The sequence below is a fragment of the Nitratifractor salsuginis DSM 16511 genome (genome assembly GCF_000186245.1).
Taxonomy (GTDB): Bacteria; Campylobacterota; Campylobacteria; order Campylobacterales; family Sulfurovaceae; genus Nitratifractor; species Nitratifractor salsuginis.
Genome location: NC_014935.1, coordinates 880,192 through 906,316 on the forward strand (window position 1 = coordinate 880,192; position 26,125 = coordinate 906,316).

Here is a 26,125-nt window from a genome sequence, read left to right on the forward strand (position 1 = left end):
ATAATGTCGGATACAAAACCAAAAGGAGGATGATCGATGAGACGGAGTTTTTTGATTCTTTCGGCACTGTTGCTATTGGGGGGAAGCGCTCTGGCCGAGCCACCCAAAGAGGCGGTCAAGATCCTGAAACATCTGGAGTTCCTGGGATACAATGCTACGATGGACAGCAAGCACATCATCGCGAAGCATTCCGAACATCTGAACTTTTACCTCAAGCAGTATCGGGGAGGGATGCTTCTGACCAGCTTTTTCACCAGCAATGCCCAGGGGAAAAAGCATCGCAAGGATCTCATCCGGATCGCCAACGATCTGAACAAAGATGCCGCCGCGGCCCGTTACTATATTGACAAAGACGGGGACTTGGCCATCGAGGCTTACTACCCCGGTGGATATGAACGGCAGCGCTTTGGTCTCTTTCTCGATACCTACAATCTGGAAAGTGAGAATATTGCCAATCATAAGAAAGAGCTGGTCAAGTATCTTGAGTAGTAAGAGTAGCCCCTCTTCGTGACGCACGATCTTTTGAGCCTCTGCTGGCTCTTCTTTGCTGGGGTGATGGCGGGCTTTGTCGATTCCATCGCCGGGGGTGGGGGGATTATTACTCTCCCGGCACTGCTGGCGGCCGGGGTTCCGCCCCATCAAGCTCTGGCGACCAACAAGCTCCAGAGCAGTTTCGGCAGTTTCACCGCGACGATGAACTATGCCCGGCTGGGCTTGATGAACCCTAGAGAACTGCTGCTCGGAGTCCTCTTTACCCTCATCGGGGCAGCTGCCGGGGCGAGGGTGGTGCAGCGCTTCCCCGCCGATCGGCTGGAATCCCTCATCATCGTGATGTTGATCGTCATCTTCATCTATACGGCGCTGACCCCGAAACTGGGGCTGGAGCCCAAACCCCACAAAATCCCTCACGCACTCTTCTATACGATCTTTGGCTTGCTCATCGGTTTCTACGACGGTTTCTTCGGCCCGGGGACAGGGAGTTTCTGGACGATGGGCCTGGTGCTGCTCCTGGGCTTGGACCTCAAAGCAGCCACCGCCCAGACCAAACTTTTCAACTTCACGTCCAATATCGTATCGCTGGCGGTTTTCGTCTATGCGGGCTTGGTACTCTGGATAGTGGGGATCGTGATGGGAACGGGGCAGGTTCTGGGGGCCTGGATGGGATCGAACCTGGTACACAAAAGAGAAGTTAAATTCGTGCGGAGCTTTTTTCTAATCGTGGTGGGGGCCACGATCCTCAAACTGCTAGTGAGTTAAATTACAATCCCTCACCAATTCAAAATCCAAAATCTATAATCCAAAATTCCCTTATCAGTCTCCCCGGACGATTTCACCGGGGTAGCTGACGATGCCGTAGCTGAGGTTGCCTACATGGGCGAAGCCCTGGGCTTTCATCACGTGCTGGACCTGATAGCTGCGGCTGCCGGTATGGCAGTAGAGGATGAAGCGCTCCTCTTTGCGTCCCTGGATTTTCTCGAACCATTCGTAGAATTGGCTGGTAGGCCAGAGCTCGTCGGTCCCTTTGATGTGGCCCATCTGATACTCCATAGGCTCGCGCACGTCGACCAGGGTGAAGGTCACCATCCCCAGCTCCCTGGCTTCCATCAGGGATTCGAGCTCGTCACCGTCGAGCTGCTCTTTGTCGACGAGGAGTTCGGCCTCTTCCTGGGTGAGGCCACGGGAGTGCTGGTGGGCCGCCTCTTCGGCAGTCTCCTCGAGCTTTTTCTTCTCGGCATATTCGGGGGTGCAGAAGATCCCGCAGTGACAGACGCCGTCTTCGGGGATCTCCTTCTCCAGCGCCGGTTTGCAGGGGCAGATGCGATTGTCGGCCTTTTTGCGCTCTTCAGGGGTTTCGCCGATGACCATAAAGCAGGGGCAGTAGCGTTTGCCGTAGATCAGTTTGTTGCGGGCCAGCCCCATAGCGACCCCTTCGTTGATCTCCTGGTCGGGATTCTGGACGAAGCCGAACTGCTTGTCGACCTTTTCGACGAATTGCCACGTCTTTTCCAACTCAGCCTGAAATTCGGGAGAGTTCATATCGATCTGTTTCATTGATGGGTTCCTTGAAAATTTTTGCGGGATTGTAACATAGATGAAGAATGAGCAACCGAGTAACCGAGTAATGAGTAACCGAATGAGTGAGCTGTCGATCATTATGGAGTCATAACACTTAGCACGTAACACTTAACACAATTCTGGCTTGCGACTTGAGGGGCGAAGCCCCGTGCCTGCGACTTGCGACTCTATAAAAAAGTCAGTGGATCTCTTTAAGCCGCATGACGAAGTTTCTGGGAGGGACGAAACCGACCATAAATTTGTCGGGGAGAGGGCGGCCTTTGGAGTCGAAGACGAGGATGTTGGGGGCGCCGAAGAGTTTGTAGTGTTTGAGGATCTCCTGCTCTTTGGGGGTGTTGTCGGTGATGTCGATCTGGAGGAATTTGAAGCGTTTGAGGGCTTCGCGGACTTTGGGATCGGGGAAGGTGATGTGCTCCAGTTCGCTGCAGGCGGCGCAGTTTTCCTTCCCGATATCCACGATGACGGGTTTGCCCTCTTTGGTGGCCTGGGCGATCTCCCGCTGGAGCCGCTCCAGGGTGTAGCCCCGGCGCCGGGCCATCGGAACGAGGGGCGAGTCACTTTCGGCGCTGGCGGCGACGGTTTTGGCAGTGAAGGGCTCCAGGGGGTTCAGGAGCGATTGGGCCCCGGCCAGCGTTCCGACGAAGAGAGTGGAGCCGTAGAGGAAAAGGACAAGGGCCAAAAGCTGGATCAGCTTGGCGGCTCCCTTGTAGTGATCGCCGCTATCGAAGACCCGCAGATAGAGGGCGCTGCCCAGCAGGAGTAGGGAAGCCAGGAACATAAAGAGTCCGGGGCTCAGAACCCCCCGGAGCACATAGAGGGCCATCGCCAGCATCACGACGCCGAAGATCTGGCTGACCCGGTTCATCCAGCCGCCCGGTTTGGGGATGAGCTTGTCGGCTCCCAGGCCCATAAGCAGCAGCGGCATTCCGGCGCCGATCCCCATCACGAAGAGGCTGAGGCCTCCCAGCACGGCATCGCCGGTCATCGAGATGAAGATCACCGCCCCGCTGATGACGGGCGCGGTGCAGGTGCCCACGATCAGGGCAGAGAGGGCGCCCATAATTGCGGTGCCCAGCAGCCCCTTGCCCTGGGCTTCGTCGCTGGCTTTGGTGAGTTTGCTCTGCCAGGAGGCGGGCAGGCCCAGCTCGAAGTAGCCAAAAAGCGAGAAGGCCAGGGCCACGAAGAGCCCCGCCATCGGGATCATCACCCAGGGGTTATTCAGATGGGCTTGGATATCGAAGCCCAGCAGTCCGGCGACGATTCCGATGAGGGCGTAGGTGGCTGCCATGGAGACCACATAGACCAGCGAAATGATAAAGGCGGTGGAACGGCTCACCCCTCCCTCTTTGCCCGCCTGTTTGACCAGGATCGACGAGAGGATGGGGATCATCGGCAGGATGCAAGGAGTCAGAGCCAACAGCAGCCCGGCGATGAAAAAGAGCAGCAGGACAAAAAGGACCCCCTCATCGGCCAATGCCCGGGCGATCTTGGCGCTGTTGCCCTCTTTGGCCAGAGTGGAGATTTTGGCGAAGAAACCAGGGTGTTCAGCTTTCGCTGAAGATTTTGGATTTTGGATTTTGGATTTTGGATGGGTTTGGTCGTTGGTCGTTGGTCGTTGAGAGCTGAGCGTTGAGCGTTGAGCGTTGAGCGTTGAGGATTTGTTTTCTTCGGTTGCTCGGTTGCTCGGTTGCTCGGTTGCTCGGTTACTGGATTCCTCATTTGAAGGCTCCGCCTTCAGGTCGAAGGTGTATTTCTGGGGGGCGTAGCAGATGCCGGCGTCGCTGCAGCCGCTCAGGTCGATCTCCAGGGTGAAAGGGCCTTCGATGCCTTTCTCCCTTAGCTTCTGGAGGGGGATGTCGATGTTGAGGGTACCGTAATAGACCTTCTGGCCTTCGTAATCTACGGGTTCGGGTTTTTTGACATCGAGCTCGAAACTTTTGGGCTTGATGATTTTGAAATGGAGGTCTTTGGCGTAGATGTGGATCTTTTCTCCCAGTTTGACGGTGGTTTTGATCTTGTCCCCCCGGATCTTGGCCTGGACTTTGAAAGCCTGATCGGGGGTGAGGAACTTGCGCTGGAGATGAAATCCGCCGCTGCTTCCAAAGCCGGCCTGGAGCCAGAGCATCGGAGTGAGCAGCAATCCCGCGATTATAATGAGACGTCGTAACATTCAGTTTCCTCCCGGAAAATTTTGATAGTTTTATTGTACCTTTTTGCCGTGTAGTGCTTTGGCACATAGACTCGGCGAAACTATAACGCATATTTGTTAATTCAAAGTATCACTATAAAGGAAACGAATGAGTAACCGTTTGATCCACGAGCAGTCCCCCTACCTGCGGCAGCACGCCGAGAATCCTGTGGATTGGTATCCCTGGGGGGATGAGGCCTTTGAAAAAGCAAGGCGGGAGGATAAGCCGATCTTCCTCTCCATCGGTTACAGTGCCTGCCACTGGTGTCACGTGATGGAGCGGGAGAGTTTCGAAAATCCCGAGCTGGCAAAGCTGCTCAATGAACATTTTGTCTCCATCAAAGTGGACCGGGAGGAACGCCCCGATATCGACAAGCACTTTCAGGAGGTCTTCGTGACGATGAACGGCAGGGCCGGGGGGTGGCCGCTGAGTATTTTTATGACGCCGGAGAAAATTCCTTTCTACTCGGCGACCTATATTCCCCCCGAGCCCCGCTACGGGATGATGGGATTTGGGGAGCTGCTGGAGACCATCGCCGCCAAATATGCCAAGGATCGCGAAACCCTCATCGAGAAGGGGCGGGAAGTCCTGGAGTTCATCAAACCCAAGGATAAGATCCAGGCGACCCGGATCGACGCTCAGCTCGAGTCGATCGTGCTCAAGCAGATCAAACAGGTCTATGAACCGAACTTCGGTGGCTTCGGCGGTGCGCCAAAATTCCCCCACGCTTCGACCCTGCGCCTGGCCCTGGCGATGCTGCAGCTGCGCGATGATAAGGAGCTGGAGCGTATCGTGCGTCATACCCTGGAGAGTATGGCGTTGGGCGGGCTCTACGACCTGGTCGACGGAGGTTTTTGCCGCTACAGCACCGACGAGAAGTGGCTGGTGCCCCATTTCGAGAAGATGACTTATGACAATGCTCTGCTGGCGGAGGTCTATGCTAAAGCGGCCGCTGTCTTTGAAAACGAGGATTATTGGCAAATCGCCCGGGAGACTTTGGACTTTATGCTGGAGCGGATGATGGAGGGGAATCTCTTTTTCTCCGCCAGCGATGCCGACAGTGAGGGAGAGGAGGGCGAATACTTCGTCTACGACTATGCCGAAGCGGTGGAAGCCTTTGCCCGGGCGGGGATCACGGAGCCGGAGCTTGCGGCCCGGAAGTTGGGGATGAGCCCGGAGGGGAATTTCGAAGGGAAAAACATCCCGCGTTTAAGCGCTTTTCAAGAGCGTAACGATCCTCAGCTCAACAAGGCCCTGAAGGTTTTGAAAGAGCTCAGAGCGAAGCGTTGCTATCCCTTTATCGACCGCAAGATTCAGAGCTCCTGGAACGCGATGATGATCCGCGCGCTTTTCGTGGCGGGACGTCGGGAGCCGCGTTACCTGGAGCAGGCGAAACGCAGCCTAGAGGCGTTGGAGGGGAAAATGACTGCAGGCGTGTGGATCTTCCACTCGGCCCTTATCGATATGGAGCCGAAGATCGAGGGCTTTTTGGAAGATTACGCCTGGTGGATCAGCGCCCTGCTGGAGGGGTACCGCAGCACCCTGGATGAGCGTTATCTGATCCGAGCTACGGAGCTGGGCAACGAGGCGATCCGCCGCTTCTACGACCGGGGGCGCTGGCGGATCGACGACGGGGAGTTCCGGGAGGTCTGTGAGGATACCGATACGGGCTACCCCTCGGCCCTGGCGGTGATGACGGAGGCCCTGCTGGGGATTCGGGCCCTCATCGACCCGGTCTACGACAAATTCATCGCCCGGACCCTGGAGGTCCACTCCTATCAGCTGATGCGCCAACCCATCGCCCGGCCTACGCTGGCAGAGGCGGCTATCCGCCATTTGCGCGACGACTTGATCGTCAAAGGGGCCCTAGAGCGGCTCCGCCCCCATATCCCCGAGATCGACGGTATCGGATATCCCTGGTTCTGGCTCCGAACCGCCTTTGAGAGCGGCTATATGCTCTGCGGAACCCGGAACTGCTTTGCCAATGAGGAGAGCTTCGAAATGATCCGCAAAGCGGTGAGCTACTGGGTGAATGAGGAATTAGGAATGAGGAATGAGGAACCGAATAACCGAATAACAGAGTAACCGAGTAACCGAGTAACCGAGCAACCGAGCAACCGAGCAACCGAATTCTCAACGCTCAACGCTTAGCTCTCAGTTCTCAGCTCTTTCAATAGATCACTCTTGCCAGATAGAGCCCCTCTGGAGGGGCTAAACGGGTGGTGTATCGCTTACCGAGCTCAAGTTGTTCTTTGAGCTGTTCCAGGCTCAGTTCACCGTTGGCGACGGCTGCGGCGGCGTGGACCATCATCCGTACCTGCGCCCGGAGAAATCCGTCGGCGTGGAAGTAGATGTAGCCGTATTTTCCCCTCCGGAGAAAATAGGCCCGGGTGATCGTGCGGATGTTGTGGGCGGTTTCGGAGCCGGTTTTGAGAAAGTGGCTGAAGTCGTGGCGTCCCTGGAAAGTTTTCAGGGCTTCACTGAGTTTTGCTTCGTCGGCAATGGCGAGTCCGGCGACATACTTTCGCTCGAAAATAGAGGGTTCTCGGCGGAAAATGTAGCGGTAGATCCGCTCTTTGGCGTCGTAACGGGCATGGAAATCGGCCGGAACGGGGGTGAGGTGCTTGAAGCGGATGGCGTCGAGGCGCCGATTGAGGTGGATCTGCAGTTCATCCAGGGGTTGTTTCGCCCAGTGAGGAGGGAGGTCGAAGTGGATCACCTGTCCCGTGGCGTGGACGCCGGCGTCGGTGCGACCGCTCCCAACGATGGGAGTACCGATCCCCAGTGAAGCCAGGGCCCGCTCCAGAGCCCCCTGTACGGTGCGGGGCGTGCGCTTCTGGCGCTGAAATCCCTCGAAGGCCGATCCGTCGTAGGCGATGACCGCTTTGATCCGCTGCATCGTCAGAAGCTCCTGAGCACCCTGCGGCGCAGCAGGAAGATCCCCAGAGCCAGCAGGAAGATGACCAGGGCGATAAAAAGAGGAACGCTACCGCTCTTTTGGAGGATCGCCGCCGGCAGGTAGACGGCCAGGGCGGTAATGAAGATCACCGCGATCGAGAGGCTGCGCTGATAGCGGGGATTGTAAAAGGTCAAAGCGGCGATGATCCCAAAAGCGAGGATGGGTGTCAGCGAAACGAAAATCAGATAGAGAAGTTTCCCCCGTCGCCCCTTGTCGTGCAACGCCTTTTTCCAATACTCTCGGCTCGTGACGATGCTCTGATAGACGTTGCGGGGATATTGATAGATATCGAGCTCCCGGTAATGAAGGTTCTCGACCTTTTTGGGGTCGCTGGTCTCCCCCGTGCCGTTGCGCAGGGTCAGGGTAAAGCGCTTGCCGTCGTTGGCCACTCTTCCTTCCCGGGCGATGAAGAGCTGGTAGGCCCCCTTGGTGCCCTGGTTGAAGAGAACCATATTCCGATAGGTGTCGTTGGCGTCTTTGCTCTCGACGAAGACGTGGTAGCTGCCGAAATTCTGGCTGAGTTTGTTGGGGGAGATATTGAGGGTGGCTTCGGCGATCTTCTGGCGCTTGAAGTGGTTGAGCTTCTGCTTCATCTGAGGGTAGAGCATCACGGAGAGGACCAAAAGCAGGGCGGTAAAGAGCAGGAGCGTCGGGATCATAAAGCGAAGCACCTTCCCGGGGGTATGGCCCAGGGAGAAGAGGGCGATGAACTCGTTCTCCTCGGAGAAACGGGTGAAGGTATTGGCCAGGGCGGCGATCAGGGAGAGGGGAACGGTGTAGAAGAAGATCTCCGGAAGCATATAGCCAAAAAGCTGCACCAGCTCCCTAAACTCCAGGTTGACCCGGGAGGAGAGGATGGAGAGCTGAATGACGAAGATCAGGGAAACCACCAGCAAAAAGGGGAGGAAGACCAGGAGATAGGCTTTGGCGAAAGACCAGAGGATATAGCGCCGTGTTTTACCCATAGATGAGCTGCTCCAAAAGCCGATAGATCGGTTTGTCGAAGAGATAGAGGATCAGGGTTCCCAGGGAGAGAAAGGGCACGAAGGGGATCATCGTATCTTTGGCGAGCAGGGAGGGAAGGATCGCCAGGATTGCCGAGAGAAAGAGGGCGATGAAAAATCCGGGAAGCCCGAGTAGGGCCGCCATCGTTCCGGCCACGATCACATCGGCACCGCCCATCGCCTCTTTTTTGAGGGCTTTGCCAAGCAGCCAGGCCAAGAGCCAGAGCCCTCCGGCGGCAAGTGCTGCATCCCGAAGGGCCGTGACAAGAACCTCCCAATCGCCCAGCTGCCAGGCGTGGGCCGCCGCCGCCAGCAGGGCCGTGACGAGGGCGAAAAAGTTGACCGAATCGGGGACAGCGAAATACTCGAAGTCGATCATACTCAGAGCCAGCAGGGCCGAAAAGGTTGCCGCGATGAAGAGAAAATAGAGGATCGCGGGGAGACCGGGTTGCTGCAGCTGGGGGGCGAGCTTGAAGTAGAGGGCCGTCCAGAGCAGGGCATTGAGCAATTCCACCAGGGGGTAGCGGGCACTGATCGGCTCACGGCAAAAGGCGCAGCGCCCCCGCAGGGCGATCCAGGAGAGCAGGGGGACATTGTGATACCAGTGCAGGCTCTCGCCGCATTTGGGGCAGTGGGAACCGGGCCAGGCGATATTCTCCCCCCGGGGAGTGCGGTAGATCACCACGTTGAGAAAGGAGCCCACCAGGAGCCCGAGGATGAAGGCCGCCGCAGCGCCCAAAAAGATTCCCGTCATTTAAATGCCTCCGAATTTACGGTTTCTGTTTTTGAAATCATCGATGATGCTTTGGAGCTCTTCGACGGAAAAGTCGGGCCAGTAGGTCGGGGTAAAGGCCAGTTCCGTGTAGCTGAGCTGCCAAAGCAGAAAATTGCTCAGCCGCTGCTCCCCGCTGGTGCGGATCAACAGATCGACATCCGTATACGGAGTGTCCAGATGGCGGCTGATGTTCTCTTCGCTTGGCTCTTCGCCCGCTGCGAGGCAGCGCCGGACACTGCGGACGATCTCATCCCGCCCTCCGTAGTTGAGAGCCAGGATCTGGGTGAGGCGGCGGTTGTTCCGCGTCAGCTCCCGGGTCGCTTCGAGGGTTTGGCGCAGTTTGGAGCCGAAGGGGCTCAGATCCCCGATGGTTTCGAAACGGATCCCGTGCTCCATATAGTGCTCCTGCTCCTGGCGGATATACTTTTCGAGCAGGTGCATCAGGTAGTCCACTTCCATCTTGGGGCGTTTCCAATTCTCGGTGCTGAAAGCATAGAGAGTCAGTGTCTCGATCTCCGGCTCCTTGGCGCAGTACTCGGTGACACGTCGAACCGTTTCGACCCCCGCTTCGTGGCCCTTGGTGCGGCGCAGGCCCCGCTCGGCCGCCCAGCGTCCGTTGCCGTCCATAATGATGGCGAGATGTCGGAGGGTGTTACTCATCGGCTGCCAGCCTCTTCGCCTGCTCGAGGATGCTGAAGGCCAGCTCCGATTTGGGGGCGGTATGCAGCTCTGTCTCCTCATCCGCCGTGATGAAAGTGACGGCGTTCTCATCTTTGCCGAAGCCTTTGCCTTCGCCGACGTGGTTGTAGCAAACCGCATCGACCCCTTTTTCCTCCAGGAGTTTGCGGGCGTTCTCCCTGCCCGCTTCGCTGTCGGTCTCGGCTTTGAAAGCGACGGAGACGATCCCGCTTTTGTCCAGAGAAGCGAGAAGGTCGGGGTTGCGGACCAGCTCCAGCGTCCAAGTCTCCCCGAGAGTATTCTTTTTGAGTTTGCCCTCCTGGGGGAAGCGGGGGCGGTAGTCGCTGACTGCCGCCGCCATAAAGAGGTAGGGGGTCTTTTGGACCATTCCGACGGGGTTGGGGTTGTTCATACTGGGTTTGCTCATCACCCCTTTTTTGGCGACCCGGATGCAGTCGACGAGGTATTCGCCCATCTCTTCGGCGCTCTCCACATCGATGGTGTAGACCTTTTGGGGCAGACCCTCGTTGGCGACGGTGCGCAGGTAGCAGACATCGGCGCCCCGGAGCCAGAGGGCGGTCGCCAGGGCGTCGGCCATTTTGCCGCTGGAGCGGTTGCCGATGTAGCGCACGGGGTCGATCGCTTCCCGGGTGCCGCCGCCGGTGACGACCGCTTTGCGGTCCTGCCAAAAAGGATCACGCAGCAGGGCCCGCGCCCCCTGGTAAAAGATCTCCAGAGGCTCGGCCAGGGCGCCGCTGCCTTCGTCACCGCAGGCGAGGAGCTTTTCGGCGGGTTCGATGACGGTGACGTCGTTGACCTTGAGCATTTTGAGGGAGCCTTCGGTGTAGTGGCTGCGGAGCATTTGGGTATTGGCCGCGGGGGCCACCAGGAGGGGCCCGGCGTAGGCCAGGGCGCTCTGGAGCAGCAGGTTGTCGGCGATCCCTTTGGAGAGCTTGTTGAGGGTGTTGGCGGTGGCGGGTGCGATGATGAAGGCTTCGGCCCATTTGCCCACGTCGATATGGTTGAGTGGGCCGCTCCAGCTCTCGGTAGATTCGGTGAGCACGGGGCGGCGGGTAAGGGCTTCGAAGGTGAGCGGGGAGACGAAGCGCTCGGCGGCGGGGGTCATCACCACCTGCACCTCAGCTCCGGCTTTGATGAAGAGCCTCGCTACGTCACAGGCTTTATAAGCGGCGATGGAGCCGCTGACGCCCAGGAGGATGCGGCGTCCCTGGAGATCGACTTTGGGGGTCATGCGCGGCCTTTGTTGAAAAATTTGCGGTAGAAGCCTTCGACGATCTTGAGAGGAGTGCGGCTGATGGCCAGAGCCCCCGAGGGAACATCCCGGGTGACGGTGCTGCCCGCGGCGATGATGCTCTCATCCTCCACGGTCACGGGGGCGACCAGTTGGGTGTCGCTGCCGATGAAGACGTTTTTGCCGATGATGGTCTTGTATTTGGCTTTGCCGTCGTAATTACAGGTGATAGTGCCGGCGCCGATGTTGGTACCTTCGTCGATCTCGCTGTCGCCCAGGTAGCTCAGGTGGCCCGCTTTGACCCCCTTGAGGATGGACTTTTTGACTTCGACGAAGTTGCCGATATGGGTATGCGAAAGGTTCGATCCTGGGCGGATACGGGCCATAGGCCCCACGTCGCCGTCACGGATCACGGAATCCTCGATGACGCTGTGGGCTTTGATGTGGGCATTTTCGATGCGGCAGCGGCCGTGGATCTGCACACCGCTTTCGAGCTCGCACTCCCCGAGGAACTCCGCCCGGCAGTCGATATAGATCGTCTCGGGCAGGCGCATTGTGACCCCCTCCAGCATCCAGTAGCGCCGGATGCGCCGCTGCATGATCTCCTCGGCATGGGCCAGGTCCACTCGGGAGTTGACCCCCTTGAACTCCTCCTCTTCGACGAAGACCGGCTTGACGTGGCGTCCCTCTTCGACCGCCATTTTGACGATGTCGGTGAGGTAGTATTCCTGTTGGGCATTGTCATTGGAAAGGGCGGGGATATAGCGCTCCAACAGTTCGCGTTTGACGCAGTAGACCCCGGCATTGACGGTCTGGATGAGGCGCTGTTCGGGGCTGCAGTCCTTCTCTTCGACGATCTCTTTGACTTCGCCTTTTTCGATGACGACCCGTCCGTAGCCGCTGGGGTCCTCCACGTCGATGACACTCATCGCGATATCTCCGCCGGCATCGACGAGGCGGAGCAGGGAGCTGGTGGTCACCAGAGGCATATCGCCGTTGAGGATCAGCACCCGATCGTGCCGGTAGTCGATCCCCCGGAGGGCTCCGCCCGTGCCGGGATAATTCTCGGCATCCTGACGGTGGATCTTGATCTTTTTGTATTCGCTTTCGATCGCCTCTTTGACCCGGTCAAATTGATGGTGAAGCACGACCGTGACATCGTCGCTGATCTTCACCGCGGCATCCAGGGCGTGAAAGAGCATCGGTTTCCCGCTGATGGTGTGGAGGACTTTCGGGGTCTTCGATTTCATTCGGGTTCCCTTGCCCGCGGCGAGGATCACGATACTGACAGACATACTTGTTGTTCCTTTTGGGTAAAATCTCTTCAAAATATAGCAATTATATCCAAAGGGAATTAAGGTGAAATGCAGACATTTCGGAGCCTGCGGCAGTTGCACGCTCTACAAATTGGACTATGAAAAGCAGTTGGAGCGCAAAGCAGAGAGGCTGCGGGGGCTTTTGGCCCCTTTTTATGATGGCGAAATAGAGCGCTTTGCCTCCCCAGACTCCCATTACCGGGCCAGGGCGGAGTTTCGTATCTGGCACGAGGGCGGCCGGGCCGACTACGCGATGGGCAATCTGAGCAAGGACGGCAATGTCATTATAGAAGAGTGCCCCAAAGTGATCCGCCCCGTCGAAGAGCGAATGGAGCCGTTGCTGGAGGCGGTCAACGCTTCGCCGGTGCTTTCACGCAAGCTCTTCGGTGTGGAGTTCCTGGCCGCGACGACGGGGGAGTGCCTGATCACGATGCTCTATCATCGTCCGCTGGACGAGAGTTGGGCACGGGAAGCCAGGGCCCTGGAGGAGCAGCTCAACGCTTCGATTATCGGTCGGGCCCGCAAACAGAAGGTCGTCCTCTCCCGGGAGTTTGTCACCGAGGAGCTGGAGATTGATAGTAAAAAATATAAATATCGCCACTACGAGGGGGGATTCACCCAGCCCAACCCCTACGTCAATACCAGGATGATCGCCTGGGCCAGGGAGCGGGCCGCCGAAGCGGGGGGAGGGGATCTGCTGGAAGCCTACTGCGGGTTGGGGAATTTCACCATCCCTTTGGCGGAGAATTTCTCCAAGGTCCTGGCGACGGAGATCAGCAAAAACTCCATCAAAGCCGCCAAAGAGAACTGTGCCCTCAACGGGGTGGAGAATATCGAGTTTGTCCGCCTCAGCTCCGAGGAGATGACTTCTGCCCTACGCAAAGAACGGCAATTTAACCGCCTGAAGGGAATCAATATTGATGAATATGATTTCAAATGCGTCCTAGTAGACCCTCCCCGCGCCGGGTTGGACGAAGCGACACGGGAGTTGATCACCACATTTGAAAATATCATCTACATCTCCTGCAACCCCGAGACCCTGGCACGGGACCTCGAGCGGTTGAGCCAAAGCCACGAAGTGCATGCCGCGGCGAGCTTCGACCAGTTTCCCCACACGGAGCATTTGGAGAGTGGGGTCTTTTTGCAGAGGAGGCAGATCAATCCTTGACGAAAGGTAAAAGTATGACTGAAGTATTAGCCAATTACACAGCGGACATTTCAGAATTGAAACAGAATCCCTGTGAGCTGATCAAAAGGGCTGAGGGACAGGCCGTGGCGATTTTGCACCACAACAGACCCAGCGCTTATCTTCTCCCTGCTGAACTTTATGAACAAATGATAGATATTCTGGAGGATTATGCTTTGACCCAGGAGCTTAAGAAGCGCTTGAACGATGAAGAAAAACCAATAACAGTAAAACTCGATGAACTATGAGTCAACGTCTATCCCAAAAGCTCAAAGGAAAGCATTGAACAAAGAACAATCCAAAATCCAAAATCCAAAATCCAAAATCTCCAATCCCTGGCTCTTCCCCACCGCCCAGAAAAACGACTTCGTTTTCACCCCCTCTCCCAGGGATTTCACCGTCAAAGAAATTCCCCTTTATGAGTTTTCAGGCGAAGGGGAGCACCTGATCGTGCAGGTGCGCAAGAAGGGGTTCTCGACCTGGGAGTTGACCGACCGGCTGAGCAACCGTCTGGGTATTCCCAGGCGGCAGATCGGCTATGCGGGGCTCAAGGACAAGCACGCCTTGACCACTCAGTATCTCTCTTTACCCGCCGCTTGTGAAAAGTCGTTGGAAGGAATGGAACTGGAAGGGGTGAAAATCCTCGACGTGACCCGTCACGACAACAAGCTCAGGGTCGGGCATCTCAAAGGCAACCGCTTCCGCCTGCGTTTCAAAAAGGTTTTGGGGGTGCAGAAGGAGAAGATCGACTCCGTGCTCGATTGGATCGAGCGCTGGGGGATGCCCAACTACTTCGGCCTCCAGCGATTCGGCACCGAAGGGAACAATTGGCAGGAGGGCCTGGCGCTGGTAGAGGGACGCTTGAAGATCCGCGAGCGCAAAATGCGGGAGTTCCTCATCAGTGCCTATCAGAGCAGGCTCTTCAACGATTGGTTGAGCCGGCGTATCGGGCTGAGCCGGTTGCTGGAAGAGTTTGGCGAACGGGAGGTAGAAACGATCGAGAAACTTCCCGCCGGATCGCTCTCAGGGGTCAAAAAACAGGAGCACTTTTTCAAAATCCTCTCGGGGGATCTGATGATGCACTATCCCTATGGCAGGCTCTTCCCGGCCGAGGATCTCGACTCCGAAGCGGCAAAGTTCGCCGCCAAAGACCGGGCTCCCACCGGTCTGCTGCCCGGTCGGAAGGTCAAGCGGGCCGAAGGGACTGCCCGGTTGATCGAAGAGCTTTATGACGGCAAGAGGATTTCGGAGCAGGGGAGCCGCCGATATGCGTGGGTCTTTCCATCGGAGATCCACCGCCGCTATGTGCCGGAGAAGGCGCATTATGAGCTGAGCTTCACACTGCCGAAAGGGAGCTATGCGACGGTGCTGGTGGCGATGCTGAAAGGGAAATGGAATGAGGAGTGAGGAATTATGGTTTGCGTTACACGGTAACGCTTTTATTTGAAGTGATGGGACGATGAAAAGAGTTGACGAAATTCGGGATTTTGTCGAAAAGGCCGAGGCGATCCTGGTCACTGCGGGTGCTGGGATGGGGGTCGATAGCGGTTTGCCCGATTTTCGGGGGGATGAGGGGTTTTGGCGGGCCTATCCGCCCCTGAAGAAACTGGGGATACGTTTCGAAGAGATGGCGAATCCCCGCTGGTTCGAGGATGATCCAGAACTTGCCTGGGCTTTTTACGGTCACCGGCTCAATCTCTACCGTGAAACGGAACCCCACGAGGGGTTTGCGATTCTCCGCCGGCTGATCGCCGCCAAAGGGGGAAACGGTTTTGTCTTTACCTCCAACGTAGACGGGCAGTTTCAGAAAGCGGGCTTCGATGAGCAGGCGATCTATGAAGTGCACGGCTCGATCCACTATTTGCAGTGTCTGCACAATTGCACCGATGCCATCTGGCCCAATGAAGAGGAGGTTCCCGTAGATACAGAGCGTTTCCGGGCCTTGCGTATTCCCCGCTGTCCCCGCTGTGGAGGCGTGGCGCGCCCCAATATCCTGATGTTCGGCGATTGGGGATGGAACAGCAATCGAAGCGAAGCCCAGGCGATAGGATTCGGTGCCTGGCTTGAAAAAAACAGAGCGAAACAGATGGCGATCATTGAGGTTGGGGCCGGAACTGCTGTGCCTACCGTCCGCCGTCAAGGGGAAGTTTTGGCCGCGAAGCTTCCCGGAGCCCGACTCATCCGCATCAATCCCGGAGAGCCTCAGATCGATGAAAGGCTTGGCTGGGGATTACCCCTGGGAGGTTTGGAGGGGATTTGTGCGATCGTGGGTCGGGAGTGAACCCGCTCTCAAAAGATCCAGTAACTTTAGAGGTTATTGATCGGGGCAAGAGAGAGCCGGGAGCAGCGACTTTAGTCGCTGAAATGAGCCCACGATCTTTAGGAGTATGCTACTAAAGTCGCCTCTTCTGGACCAATGAACGACAAAAAGCAAGGGTAGAACTTTTCGTAACATCAGTTAGTAAGGGATCTTGTCCTCTTTCTCCTCCCAGAGTTTCAAAAGCCGGGTGCACGTGGGAAGCGGATGACGTGCGAAAGGGATGGGATCGGGTTTTTCACCCCGGATGATTTCGGTGATAAAGGTGTCATCGAAGCCGATTTTTGCGGCCTCCTCTTTGGTGTTGCAGTAGATCACCCGGTCGAGATGGGCCCAGTGGATGGCTGAAAAGCACATAGGACAGGGCTCTCCGGTACAGTAGAGGGTGCAGCCATTCAGGTGAAAGCGCTGTAGTTTTTCCCCGGCTAAGCGGATCGCCAAAATCTCGGCGTGGGCAGTGGGATCGTTGCGCAGCACGACCTCGTTATGGGCGGTGGAGACAATTTCACCCCGGTAAACGATCACAGCGCCGAAGGGTCCGCCGTGGCCCGCTTCTACCCCTTTGCGGGCCTCTCCGATCGCAATCTGAAGATATTCTTCGGTATTCATACGCTCTTCCTCGAGATAATGTTATCTATACTCAATAGCTTTAGTGTAGCAGGGTTTCTGAGGAAATTTTAACGAGTGGGGTCAGAGCATTCCCTCGTCGGCGAAACTGAAATACCCCTCCTTGGTCAAAATGACGTGATCGAGCAGATCGATGCCCACCAGACGGCCTACCTCTTTGAGGCGGTCGGTAATGGCGATATCGGGGCGGCTGGGCGTCAGGGTGCCGCTGGGGTGGTTGTGGGCGACGATGATGCCGGCGGCGCGGTCGGCGATGGCGTCGGCGAAGACTTCCCTGGGGTGGACCAATGATTGGTTGAGGGTGCCGATGAAGACCGTGCGGACTTCGATGACCCGTGAAGCGCCGTCAAGGGTGACGCTGAGGAAATGCTCCCGGCTTTTGTTGGCAAAGGGCTCCAGCAGTTCATACACTTCCGCCGCGGAGTGGATCTGTCGGCGGCTGCTCAGTAGAAAGCGACGGCTCAGCTCTATGGCGGCCAGAATCTGGGAAGCTTTGGCCGGCCCCAGGCCGTGGATCTGTGTCAGCCGCTCCAGATCGAGCCGATCGAACTCTTGCTCCATCACCGCAGCGATTTCACGGGCCAGTTTACGCACATCTTTGCCCGGAATCCCCGATCCAAGCAACACAGCCAGCAACTCTTCGTTTTTGAGGGCTCCGGCACCCCGTGCCGCCATCTTCTCCCTGGGTCTATCCCGATGATACATCTCCTGAATGCTTGTCATATCTACCTCCTGCCCGGATACTTTACATCATTATGGGGACATCGGGGTTTTGGGATGACAAAGTGAAATATTCGGATGAGGAAAATGGGGAGAGTGTGGTGCGTTACCTGTTTCACAAAGAGTTCACTTTTGTCTCTTATCATTTGATGATCACATAAGAAGGAGTCTGAGATGAAAAAGTTGTTTCTACTGAGCCTTTTGGCTTTCGGTTCGATCTATGCAGGATCTTTTAGCTGGTATCGTGACGTGCCGGTGATCCGAAGCAAACCCGTCTATGAAACGGTTACTATAAGAAAACCCTATGAAGTCTGCTATAACCGTCAGGTGCCGGTCTATCGAAACGGCATCGAGGAACCCGTCGCGGCACTTCTGGGCGGTGCGGCCGGCGGGGTTCTGGGCCACCAGATCGGCAAGGGGCGCGGTAGAACCGCCGCGACGATAGGCGGAGCCGTAGTCGGCGCTTTTGTAGGAGACAATCTGGCCAGACGACAGCGTAGGGTTTACTACCGTCCCCATCGCGTCTGTGAAACCCGCTATAGAGTGCATGGGGAGCGTCAGTTGGTCCATTATCGGAATGTCGCCCGTTTTCATGGAAGACGGATCGTGAAGTTCAGTTCCCGCCCCCTCCGTTATATCCGGATAAAAATAACGGCGAGCTATTGATTGCTTGCCGGTTTATACAACGGTATAATTGTTTTATAACCTCAGTAGGATATAATTCTGTAGAAAACAATATTTTATAAAGAAAGGCTAAAATTGGATTTTCTGTCTCAAACTTTCATAATGGCTGATGCTTTTTTTTCTGCTCTTTTTACTCTTTTGATTTTTTTCCTCTGTTTCTATGCTATACCGCGTCATTCCACAACTATGAATTTCACTATTGCGACTAACCACGCGAAAAAATATGGAACAGGGCCCTCACTGGATATAGGTGACGATCTCTCTATGCTGGACAAATGGAAGTACAAAGGTCTTATGGAGAAACTTCTGCGGCTGAAGCATCGCATCTATTTGGAGAGCGAGATCTATCAACACTACGCCAACAGCGGTTTGGGGAAGTTCTCAGAGGGACCTGATGGTGCCCAGCAGGTGATCGCCCTCAATATCGCCGGCGCTCTTGACGAGATCAAAAAAGAGCTCCAAGAGCGAAAAAAGAGTGAGGGGAGTCGCTCGTTTTTGCGCTCGGTCATTTGGGGTTTGCTCGGTACGCTCCTCTATACAGGTCTTTTTGGCGTCATCCTTTTTCTCAACTTTGGAATGCATAAAGTGGCTCTTCTGAGCAGTGTCTATATTCCTTTTTATGGCGGTCTCGTTCTTACGGCGTTGATCACAGGTATTTTGGGTGGTCGTTCGTGGGGAGATACTTTGGCGTTAAGGAGAATGGAGGAGGAGGTCAAGGTATTGGACGAGAGAGCAAAACCGATCCTGGTCCATGCCAAGATCGTCAATCCTGACTAGATCTCTTTTCGATTCTCTCACGGGCGACTTCAACTCCTTCCCTGATTCGGTATTCTTCTTTCTACTCAATACCTTTCAGTTATTCCAGACTCTCACTCGAAACAGGGCTGTATGGCCCTATCATTTCTACACACCTCTCTGTCAAACTCTTTGTTTCAAAGTGGTGATCTGATATTCTTTGAGCACTTTTCCTATTTTTAAAAAAGACGGTCAGGTCAATTCAATGGCACTTATTTCGGTTGAATTTGCGAAAGCGACAAATAGATAATAAAGAAGGGAAGAATCGTATGAGAATATGGCTCACAGGGATCTTTTTGACCGTTTCTGTCAGTGTATTTCTACTGGGTGGGAATACTCTTTCGAATGGTGCAACTCCATCTCCGGCAGCCCAGGCAAAAAGAGCGAAAACAACAGAGGGGATAGATTGGAACGATCCCGCTGCGGTCGCTGCCTTGCGGCAGGTCCTGAGCCGGGACGCCCTCTCTCGGGTCCGGCGGTATGCACTGAGCCACAGGATGGGTTTTCGTTCCCGTGATCTTACCCATTGGATCGCCGGCATCTACTTTGCCAGAGAAGGGGGCAGGGATGTGGCCTGGGTGGTGGCTGCCAGCAAACCCCGGCGCAATTTCGAGTGCCACGCCTGTTATCCGAAGCTCTCTATACTCGTTTATGCCCAGGCGGCTCCCAACCGATGGCAGCTGACCGGGCAAGGGTATGAAACCTTCGAAAGCTCCTACGGTTGGGGGAATGCGCCGGATGAGAAGAATATGGCTCTGGTGCACATCGCTCCCGACAAAGTCGCTTTGGCCGTGCGCTCCAGTTTTTTCAATATGGGATGGGAAGAAGATTATTATGCCCTATATCGGGTCGAGAGGGATAGGGGACACCAGATCCTTTTTACGCAGATACATACCGACAATAAAGCGGCAGACTCTAAACCCTTTACTGACTGGAGCACTGAGTTACGTTTGCGCCCAAGCAAAGAGAGCCCTTGGTGCGAGATCTATCTCAAGCGTCGTGGGATAGATGAAGGGCGACCCATGGATCAAACGGTAGTCTATCGCTATTCAAATGGATCATACCGTCCTATCGGGGATGACCCGGTAATGAAATGGCGCCGTTAGCGTCCGGCTAGGGGGCGAGGGGGTGCCGCTCCGTCAGATCGGGAAGGAGATAACCGTCGCGGTAATATTCCAGGAGTAGATATTTCCCGTCGGAGGCGGCGTGAAACTGCAGGGTCTGGGGTGAAGCGGGAGTTTGCCCGCGGGATCGGCCGAAGAGTTTGAAATCAAAAGCCCGGGGGCCTGTCTTTTTGAAAATGACCGTCGCCTGTGTGTAATTCCCTGTCCGGTCGTGGTCGCAGAGTCTTCGCCCCTGTAGACCGGGTCGGCAGGAACTCTCGATGTCGATGAGGTGATCTCCCTGGATGAACCGGGGAGAGAAGTGGAGATAGTAGGGGTCGAGGGGCGGCAGGGCTTCGCCGTCGATAGCCAGGCTCTTGTCACTGAGTGTAATTGCAAAGCGCTTTTTCTCCCGGCCTCCCTCCCATCGGGTATGGAACCTTTCGATATGCTCGGCTTTGGCAGCTTTCACCGGTGCGGCACCTGAAGCTTTGTGCTTTTGCCTGACGATCGGAGCAGGGTAGGTGCAATCGACTTCTCCGGCTTTGAGCCGTTGGCATCCCCGGTAATCGCCGAATTTCTTGCAGAGATCCTGGCAACTTGTCGCCGCAGCGAGAGAAAAAGTCGCCGCCAGGAAAAGGATGGAAAGGTTTGAAAACACGGATTTTCCTTTGATCGATCTGAATAAAATCATAACGAAGTTCTGTGGGATTTCGGGATGTGAAAAATCTTTCCTGCCCCAGATCATGGCCGAAGGTCGCAAGATCGGAATCCGGAAAGTGATGGCCCACGGCGACGAACTCAAAGCGATCGTCATCAAAGCCCTCCAACAGCAAAAACCTGCCGCCAAATAATCGGCTTATCCGGTCGCCCGTCGCCAGTGCGGGGGCTTTGCTCCTTGAATATGTGTTACGAACCATTCGGTTATTCATTACCCGGTTATTCGGTTAAGCCGTGACTTATTATCCTTTCTGTCTCTTTGCTATAATACCTCTCCTATAATTTTAAAAGTGACGAAAGAGAGCATAATGCGACTGTTTGATGATGATGAAGATGGTTTCCTGAGCACCACCCCCAGAGAGAACTTTTTCCAGGTGATCCATACCGCCAACCGGAACATCGTAGATCTGGAGCTGGAGAAGCTCATCGAGCGCCTGGCTGTGGCAGAAAAGATGCTCGAAGAGAAGGGCCTCGAAGAGGAGTATGAGCGTCAAGTGCTCACACTCCCTACCGCAGAGCCCACGGAGATCGAGAACCGAAAAAATTCTCTTTTTATCGAGACGGTGGGCAACATCGTCACTCAGTGTGAGTAGAAAGGTTTGATGTGCTGGAGGCGGTAGAGCGTCAGATCGAACACTACATCAACGACCTGGAGGATGCCGACGCGCGGCAGCTCTATAGTCGGCTGCCCGCAGGCAAACGCCTGAGGGCGCGGCTGATCCTCACCATTGCCGGATCGGGCCTGAGCGCCGTCAAAACCGCCGCCATCGTCGAGATGATCCATGCCGCGAGCCTGCTGCATGATGATGTGATCGACGACGCCTACACGCGCCGCGGGCGCCCCTCCATCAATGCCCTCTACGGCAATAAAACCTCCATTATGTTCGGGGATGTCCTCTACTCCAAAGCCTTCTACGAGCTGGTGGATATCGACCGTCAGGTCGCTCGCAGCATCGCCAATGCCGTCGTACTCCTGAGTCTGGGGGAGCGCCAGGATGTACTCCTCTCCGAATCCTTCAATCCCGACCGTGATGCTTATTTGAAGATGATCTATCAAAAGACCGCCGCGCTGATCGAAGCGGCGGCGGAGTCGGCAGCGATCCTGGCGGGCAAGGATCGGGAGGCGTACCGCACCTACGGGCGGAACCTGGGGATCGCCTTTCAAATGATCGATGACATCCTGGACATCACCCAGAGTGCCGAAGCTCTGGGCAAGCCGGCGATGCACGATTTCGAAGAGGGCAAGACGACGCTGCCCTATATCTATCTCTACGAAGCCTTGGACGAGCCGGATCGCAAGCGGCTGCTGGCTATGCACCGCCAGCCGGTGACCGGGGAGAACGCCGAGTGGATCCGGGAGCGGATGGCGCGGACCGGCGCACTGGAACGTGCCCGCGACGAAGCCAAAGCCCTGATCGAAGAGGCCATCGCCCTGATGCGCCGCGAAGGGGAACCGGAGCTCGAAGCCCTGGCAATGAAGATGATCGAAAGGAACTACTGAGTATGCACTATCAGGTGGTGAGCTTCAACTACAAACACTGCTCCCTCGAAGAGCGGGAACGCCTGGCGTTTAAAAACGATGATGAGATCCGGGAATTTCTTCAGACGCTCGTGGCCTTCGATTTTATGCTCGAAGCCTTTGTGATCAATACGTGCAACCGGATCGAAGTGGTCACCGCCAGCCGGGACAATTTCGCCACCTTTCACGCAGTCCTGGGGCTCCTGTCGCGTACCCGGGGTGTGAATTTCTACGAATTGGAAAAGAGCGCCAAGCGTTATGAGGATGAAGAGGCGGTCCGACACCTCTTCAGCGTGGTCAGTTCTCTCGACTCTCTGGTGATCGGGGAAGCCCAGATCACGGGACAGGTGAAGCAGGGGTTCAAACTCTCCTACGACAACGGCACCGCCGGACGGGAACTCAACCGGGTGCTCAGCTACGCCGTCAAATGCGCCGCAGAGGTGCGCAATGCCACCAATATTTCCGAAAACCCTATCTCCATCGCTTCGGTGGCGGTGGCCCAGGCCCAGGATCTGATGGGAGGAACCCTGGCGGGGATGACCGGCGTGGTGGTCGGCACGGGGGAGATGGGACGCCTGGCGGCCAAGCATCTGCTCCGTGCGGGGGCCGATGTGCTGCTGGTTTCACGCACCCGGGCACACGCAGAAGCCCTGGCCGAGGAGCTGGGAGAGAATGTCCGGGTGGGCTCGATGGAGCGTCTGGAAGACTATATCAACCGCTATCGGCTGCTCTTCAGCGCCACCGCTTCCCCCGAGCCCATCATCACCCCCGCGATGGTGGAAGCCAAGGATCTCAACCGGATCTGGTTCGATATGGCGATCCCGAGGGATATCGCCGAAATTTGCGAAGCGGATATCCGTATTTTCCGGATCGACGATCTGCAGGCGATTTCCAAGAACAACCACGCTTTGCGCCAGGAACAGGCGCTGAGGGCTTCGGAGATCGTCGAACGATATGTGGAGGAGTTTTACCGTTGGCTCCAGGCCCTCTCCATCGAACCGGTGATCCGGCAGATGCGTCTGGAGATCGAGGCGGTGATCGACGAGGAGATCGCCCGGGCCCTGCGTAAGGGCTACATCCCCGCCGAGAGTGCCGAGAATGTCCGCCATCTGGTGGCCCAGTCCTTCGACAAATACCTCCACCGGCCCACCAAAAATCTCCGCGGAATTTCCAAAGAGAGTGATGGAAGCCGGGCTATCGAAGCGATCAAAACGATTTTCGAGATCGATACCTCCGATGTCGATCCCAAACAGTATAAAAATCAGTCAAAGGAATCCTGAGTATGCGCTTTTCCAAACTATTGATCCCCACCGCCAAAGAGGCACCCAGCGACGCGGTGCTTCCCAGCCATATCTACCTGCTTCGCGCCGGGTTTATCCAGAGTGTGGGAGCGGGACTTTATAACTTCCTCCCTCTGGGCAAGCGGAGCCTGGACCGGGTGCGCCAGGTGGTCAAAGAGGAGCTCGACGCCGCGGGTTGCCAGGAAGTGGACCTGGCCTTCGTGACCCCGGCGGAGCTCTGGCGTGAGAGCGGACGCTTCGAGAAATACGGCAAAGAGCTGCTGCGCTTCACCGACCGCAAGGAGAACGAGTTTGTCCTGGGGCCCACCCACGAAGAGATGATGGTCAACCTGGTGCGCCAGAGTGTCAAAAGCTACAAGCAATTGCCCCTGCATCTCTATCAGATCAAGACCAAGTTCCGTGACGAGATCCGCCCCCGCTTCGGACTGATGCGCGGGAGAGAGTTTTTGATGGAGGACGGCTACAGCTTCCACAAGGACGAAGAGGATATGAAGCGGGAGTTCGACCATATGGAGGCGACCTACAGCCGGATCTTCACCCGACTCGGGCTCGATTTCCGTGTCGTCGAAGCCGACAGCGGTGCCATCGGCGGCAGCGGATCCAAGGAGTTCATGGTCCTGGCCGACAGCGGCGAGGATACCATCGTGGTCTGTGAAGGGTGCGACTACGGCGCCAACATCGAGGCGGCGGTACGCGCCCCCAAAGCGGCGCCGGAGTACGAAGAGGGCGAAGAGCCCGAAATGACCGCGGGTGAATTCCAGACCCCGGGCATCAAGACCATCGACGATCTGGCGGATTTCTTCCATATCGATCCTCACCATCTCATCAAAGCGGTGGCCAAAAAGGCCCTCTACGACGAAGGGCGCGAAGCGATCGTCCTCTTCTTCCTCCGGGGCAACGACGAGCTGGAGGAGACCAAAGCCTGCAACGCCGTAGGAGCCAACGAACTGGTCGATGTGAGCGAGGAGGAGCTTCGGGCCGCCGGGCTTACCCCCGGATTTATGGGTTTTATCAATCTTCCCGATGGGATCCGCTACGTCATCGACAAAGAGCTCAAGGGCGAAACTCCGATGATCATGGGGGCCAACAAAGAAGATTACCATCTCATCGGTGTAACGGTACCCGACTACGGTGATTTCTTCGCCGATCTGGTGGCGGTGCAGGAGGGGGACCGCTGTGCCAAATGCGGCGGGCGGCTCCACTACACCAAGGGGATCGAAGTAGGGCACATCTTCCAGCTCGGGACCCGCTACAGCGAGCCGCTCAATGCAACCTTCCTCGACGAGAACGGCAAGCGCCGCCCCTTCGTGATGGGAACCTACGGTATCGGGGTCTCCCGGCTTCTGGCGGCGATCATCGAGCAGCACCACGACGATCGGGGCTGTATCTGGACCCGGGAGAGTGCCCCCTTCGATGTGGAGATCATCGTCTCCAACATCGCCAACGACGCCGAGCGGGAAGCGGCCGAAGAGCTCTACCGCCTGCTGAAAAGCAAAGGGGTGGAGGTGCTCCTCGACGACCGCAAGGAACGCTTCGGATTCAAAATGAAGGATTTCGAGCTCATTGGGATTCCCCTGGGGATCGTAGTGGGCAAGAAACTGGCCGATGGCCAGGTGGAGCTGATTGTCAGGGACGGTCTGGAGCGCATCGACCTGCCCCTGGAGCGCGTGGCCGACGAGGTCCTGGAACGGGTCTAGGATGCTCTACCTTCTCATACTCTTCTTCGCCGAACTCTTCGTCTCTCTCAAAGTAGGGACGGTGATCGGCTTTGGCTGGAGTGTGGTTTGGATTCTCTCGACGATGATCCTGGGGGCTCTGCTGCTGAAACTCTCCCCCTATGCTCTCTGGAACAATTTCCAAACCTTCAATTTCGGCAAGTTCGACCTGCGGGATGTCCACAACGCCTCCATAGCTTATATGGCGGGGGCAATCCTGCTGATCATCCCCGGAGTGCTGACGGATCTGATCGGTATCGCCCTCCTGCTCTACACACTCTATTTACATTTGTTCGCTAGAATCCGACCTAAGCAGCAAACACCGCATGACCCATTTTATGAAGGAGACAACAATGTCATTGACGTGGAAATTATCGATGAGCCTGATCACAGCGAGCGTGATCGCAAGCTCCGCTGAATTCAACCTGGAGAACTTCGTTCGTCATACCCTGGTGAAAAACCCGAGGATCAAGGTCGAGAAGGTTCAGGAGATCGCCCATCAGTCCCTGGAAGGGCGTCCAGGATGGACCGTTTATATGTTTACGATGGACCTGGTGATGGGAAAACGCAAGCAACAGATCCCCGAGATGGTCTTCATCAACCCCAAAGAGGAACTGGCCGCCATGTCTTTGATCGATCTCAAGACAGGGGAGGATTTGCGCAACACTATCAAGCCCAAGATGCCCGAAAGCTTCTACAACAAGAAGCACCTGATTGCCGGCAATGCCGACGCTCCCCACAAGATCGTGGTCTTCTCCGATCCCCAGTGCCCCTTCTGTCTAGGCTATCTGCCGGGCCTGCTCAAAGATGTCCGGGCCCATCCCGACAAAATGGCCCTCTATTACTATCATATGCCGCTGAAACGCCTCCATCCGGTCTCCGAGACGTTGACCCGGGCTATGGAATATCTCCAGAGTCACGGCAGGGCCGATGAAGCAATGAAATTCTACAGCCTCAAGATCGATCCCCGTGAGAAAAACGAGAAAAAAATTCTCGCCGAGATAAAAAAACAGCTCGGTATCGATCTGAAAGCTGCGGATATCGACAAGCCCGAGTATAAGACCGCTGTCAAAGCTGATATGAATAAAGCGGCTTCGATGATGGTTCGCGGCACCCCCACCGTCTATTTCGACGGGAAGTACGATCCGACCCGCAGCGCCTATAAAAAATACCTCAAATAAGGACTCGG

The 26,125-nt window shown here is 56.2% G+C and carries 28 protein-coding genes; 17 read left to right on the forward strand and 11 right to left on the reverse strand.

Annotation, left to right across the window (positions count from 1 at the left end):
• Positions 1-36 precede the first annotated feature (36 nt).
• Complete coding sequence (locus tag NITSA_RS04455; protein WP_013553830.1) at positions 37-489, forward strand: hypothetical protein; 453 nt, start codon at positions 37-39, stop codon at positions 487-489.
• Positions 490-507: 18 nt separating this feature from the next.
• Positions 508-1,257: a TSUP family transporter gene (locus NITSA_RS04460; protein WP_013553831.1), complete on the forward strand. Its 750-nt coding sequence runs from the start codon at positions 508-510 to the stop codon at positions 1,255-1,257.
• A 54-nt stretch (positions 1,258-1,311) separates the two neighbouring features.
• Here the strand turns inward: NITSA_RS04460 and NITSA_RS04465 are convergent, their stop codons facing one another.
• Both NITSA_RS04465 and dsbD read right to left on the reverse strand, forming a co-directional pair.
• Positions 1,312-2,052, reverse strand: coding sequence for a ferredoxin-thioredoxin reductase catalytic domain-containing protein (locus NITSA_RS04465; RefSeq protein ID WP_013553832.1), 741 nt, complete (start codon positions 2,050-2,052; stop codon positions 1,312-1,314).
• 202 nt (positions 2,053-2,254) lie between these two features.
• On the reverse strand, positions 2,255-4,246 hold the full coding sequence (gene dsbD / locus NITSA_RS04470) for a protein-disulfide reductase DsbD (protein ID WP_013553833.1): 1,992 nt from the start codon (positions 4,244-4,246) through the stop codon (positions 2,255-2,257).
• A 127-nt stretch (positions 4,247-4,373) separates the two neighbouring features.
• On the opposite strand from dsbD, the gene NITSA_RS04475 reads away from it, so the two are divergent.
• On the forward strand, positions 4,374-6,350 hold the full coding sequence (locus NITSA_RS04475; RefSeq protein WP_013553834.1) for a thioredoxin domain-containing protein: 1,977 nt from the start codon (positions 4,374-4,376) through the stop codon (positions 6,348-6,350).
• Positions 6,351-6,435: 85 nt separating this feature from the next.
• On the opposite strand, the gene truA is transcribed toward NITSA_RS04475, so the two are convergent.
• From truA to glmU, 6 genes are read right to left on the reverse strand one after another with little or no spacing between them, the layout of a single operon-like run.
• Positions 6,436-7,164, reverse strand: a complete 729-nt coding sequence (gene truA / locus NITSA_RS04480) for a tRNA pseudouridine(38-40) synthase TruA (RefSeq protein ID WP_013553835.1) — start codon at positions 7,162-7,164, stop codon at positions 6,436-6,438.
• A gap of 2 nt (positions 7,165-7,166) precedes the next feature.
• Positions 7,167-8,189 carry an LptF/LptG family permease gene (locus NITSA_RS04485; protein WP_013553836.1) on the reverse strand — a complete coding sequence of 341 codons (1,023 nt, stop codon included), beginning with the start codon at positions 8,187-8,189 and terminating at the stop codon, positions 7,167-7,169.
• Positions 8,182-8,982 carry a prepilin peptidase gene (locus NITSA_RS04490; protein WP_013553837.1) on the reverse strand — a complete coding sequence of 267 codons (801 nt, stop codon included), beginning with the start codon at positions 8,980-8,982 and terminating at the stop codon, positions 8,182-8,184. Before NITSA_RS04490 ends, NITSA_RS04485 begins: the two co-directional genes overlap by 8 nt.
• Positions 8,983-9,663, reverse strand: a complete 681-nt coding sequence (gene uppS / locus NITSA_RS04495; RefSeq protein WP_013553838.1) for a polyprenyl diphosphate synthase — start codon at positions 9,661-9,663, stop codon at positions 8,983-8,985. It lies immediately after the preceding gene.
• The gene (coaBC, locus tag NITSA_RS04500; protein ID WP_013553839.1) at positions 9,656-10,933 is read right to left on the reverse strand and encodes a bifunctional phosphopantothenoylcysteine decarboxylase/phosphopantothenate--cysteine ligase CoaBC; all 1,278 of its coding nucleotides are present in this window, start codon (positions 10,931-10,933) and stop codon (positions 9,656-9,658) included. Before coaBC ends, uppS begins: the two co-directional genes overlap by 8 nt.
• The gene (gene glmU / locus NITSA_RS04505) at positions 10,930-12,228 is read right to left on the reverse strand and encodes a bifunctional UDP-N-acetylglucosamine diphosphorylase/glucosamine-1-phosphate N-acetyltransferase GlmU (RefSeq protein ID WP_013553840.1); all 1,299 of its coding nucleotides are present in this window, start codon (positions 12,226-12,228) and stop codon (positions 10,930-10,932) included. Before glmU ends, coaBC begins: the two co-directional genes overlap by 4 nt.
• A 64-nt stretch (positions 12,229-12,292) precedes the next feature.
• Here glmU and trmA point away from each other — a divergent pair, with 64 nt between their 5' ends.
• The 4 genes from trmA to NITSA_RS04525 are packed head-to-tail and all read left to right on the forward strand — an operon-like array spanning position 12,293 to position 15,716.
• Positions 12,293-13,417: a tRNA (uridine(54)-C5)-methyltransferase TrmA gene (gene trmA / locus NITSA_RS04510; RefSeq protein WP_013553841.1), complete on the forward strand. Its 1,125-nt coding sequence runs from the start codon at positions 12,293-12,295 to the stop codon at positions 13,415-13,417.
• 14 nt (positions 13,418-13,431) lie between these two features.
• On the forward strand, positions 13,432-13,683 hold the full coding sequence (locus NITSA_RS04515; RefSeq protein WP_013553842.1) for a type II toxin-antitoxin system prevent-host-death family antitoxin: 252 nt from the start codon (positions 13,432-13,434) through the stop codon (positions 13,681-13,683).
• 34 nt (positions 13,684-13,717) lie between these two features.
• Positions 13,718-14,842 carry a tRNA pseudouridine(13) synthase TruD gene (truD, locus tag NITSA_RS04520; protein ID WP_013553843.1) on the forward strand — a complete coding sequence of 375 codons (1,125 nt, stop codon included), beginning with the start codon at positions 13,718-13,720 and terminating at the stop codon, positions 14,840-14,842.
• Between the two features lie 52 nt (positions 14,843-14,894).
• Positions 14,895-15,716: an SIR2 family NAD-dependent protein deacylase gene (locus tag NITSA_RS04525; RefSeq protein ID WP_013553844.1), complete on the forward strand. Its 822-nt coding sequence runs from the start codon at positions 14,895-14,897 to the stop codon at positions 15,714-15,716.
• A gap of 177 nt (positions 15,717-15,893) precedes the next feature.
• On the opposite strand, the gene NITSA_RS04530 is transcribed toward NITSA_RS04525, so the two are convergent.
• Together NITSA_RS04530 and radC are read right to left on the reverse strand one after the other, a co-directional pair.
• Positions 15,894-16,361 (reverse strand): nucleoside deaminase, encoded by a 468-nt coding sequence (locus tag NITSA_RS04530; RefSeq protein WP_013553845.1) that lies wholly within the window; start codon positions 16,359-16,361, stop codon positions 15,894-15,896.
• 81 nt (positions 16,362-16,442) lie between these two features.
• Positions 16,443-17,102, reverse strand: coding sequence for a RadC family protein (gene radC, locus NITSA_RS04535; RefSeq protein WP_013553846.1), 660 nt, complete (start codon positions 17,100-17,102; stop codon positions 16,443-16,445).
• A 171-nt stretch (positions 17,103-17,273) separates the two neighbouring features.
• Here radC and NITSA_RS10805 point away from each other — a divergent pair, with 171 nt between their 5' ends.
• From NITSA_RS10805 to NITSA_RS04550, 3 genes are all read left to right on the forward strand, one after another.
• Positions 17,274-17,765, forward strand: coding sequence for a glycine zipper 2TM domain-containing protein (locus tag NITSA_RS10805; protein ID WP_013553847.1), 492 nt, complete (start codon positions 17,274-17,276; stop codon positions 17,763-17,765).
• A 120-nt stretch (positions 17,766-17,885) separates the two neighbouring features.
• Positions 17,886-18,560 (forward strand): hypothetical protein, encoded by a 675-nt coding sequence (locus tag NITSA_RS04545; protein ID WP_148224939.1) that lies wholly within the window; start codon positions 17,886-17,888, stop codon positions 18,558-18,560.
• A gap of 287 nt (positions 18,561-18,847) precedes the next feature.
• A complete protein-coding gene (locus NITSA_RS04550; protein ID WP_013553849.1) occupies positions 18,848-19,684 on the forward strand; it encodes a hypothetical protein in 837 nt (278 codons plus the stop codon).
• 7 nt (positions 19,685-19,691) lie between these two features.
• On the opposite strand, the gene NITSA_RS04555 is transcribed toward NITSA_RS04550, so the two are convergent.
• Positions 19,692-20,342 carry a hypothetical protein gene (locus tag NITSA_RS04555; protein ID WP_042203724.1) on the reverse strand — a complete coding sequence of 217 codons (651 nt, stop codon included), beginning with the start codon at positions 20,340-20,342 and terminating at the stop codon, positions 19,692-19,694.
• A gap of 10 nt (positions 20,343-20,352) precedes the next feature.
• Here NITSA_RS04555 and NITSA_RS04560 point away from each other — a divergent pair, with 10 nt between their 5' ends.
• The 7 genes from NITSA_RS04560 (at position 20,353) to NITSA_RS04590 (ending at position 26,117) form a co-directional block, all read left to right on the forward strand.
• Positions 20,353-20,535 (forward strand): hypothetical protein, encoded by a 183-nt coding sequence (locus tag NITSA_RS04560; RefSeq protein WP_042203726.1) that lies wholly within the window; start codon positions 20,353-20,355, stop codon positions 20,533-20,535.
• Positions 20,536-20,709: 174 nt separating this feature from the next.
• The gene (locus NITSA_RS04565; RefSeq protein WP_013553852.1) at positions 20,710-20,994 is read left to right on the forward strand and encodes a DUF2018 family protein; all 285 of its coding nucleotides are present in this window, start codon (positions 20,710-20,712) and stop codon (positions 20,992-20,994) included.
• A gap of 11 nt (positions 20,995-21,005) precedes the next feature.
• A complete protein-coding gene (locus NITSA_RS04570) occupies positions 21,006-21,902 on the forward strand; it encodes a polyprenyl synthetase family protein (protein ID WP_013553853.1) in 897 nt (298 codons plus the stop codon).
• Positions 21,903-21,904: 2 nt separating this feature from the next.
• Positions 21,905-23,200, forward strand: a complete 1,296-nt coding sequence (gene hemA / locus NITSA_RS04575; protein WP_013553854.1) for a glutamyl-tRNA reductase — start codon at positions 21,905-21,907, stop codon at positions 23,198-23,200.
• Between the two features lie 2 nt (positions 23,201-23,202).
• Positions 23,203-24,918 (forward strand): proline--tRNA ligase, encoded by a 1,716-nt coding sequence (locus tag NITSA_RS04580; protein ID WP_013553855.1) that lies wholly within the window; start codon positions 23,203-23,205, stop codon positions 24,916-24,918.
• Between the two features lies 1 nt (position 24,919).
• A complete protein-coding gene (locus NITSA_RS04585; protein ID WP_013553856.1) occupies positions 24,920-25,354 on the forward strand; it encodes an FxsA family protein in 435 nt (144 codons plus the stop codon).
• On the forward strand, positions 25,314-26,117 hold the full coding sequence (locus NITSA_RS04590; protein WP_013553857.1) for a DsbA family protein: 804 nt from the start codon (positions 25,314-25,316) through the stop codon (positions 26,115-26,117). The genes NITSA_RS04585 and NITSA_RS04590 overlap by 41 nt, the downstream gene beginning before the upstream one ends.
• Positions 26,118-26,125 lie beyond the last annotated feature (8 nt).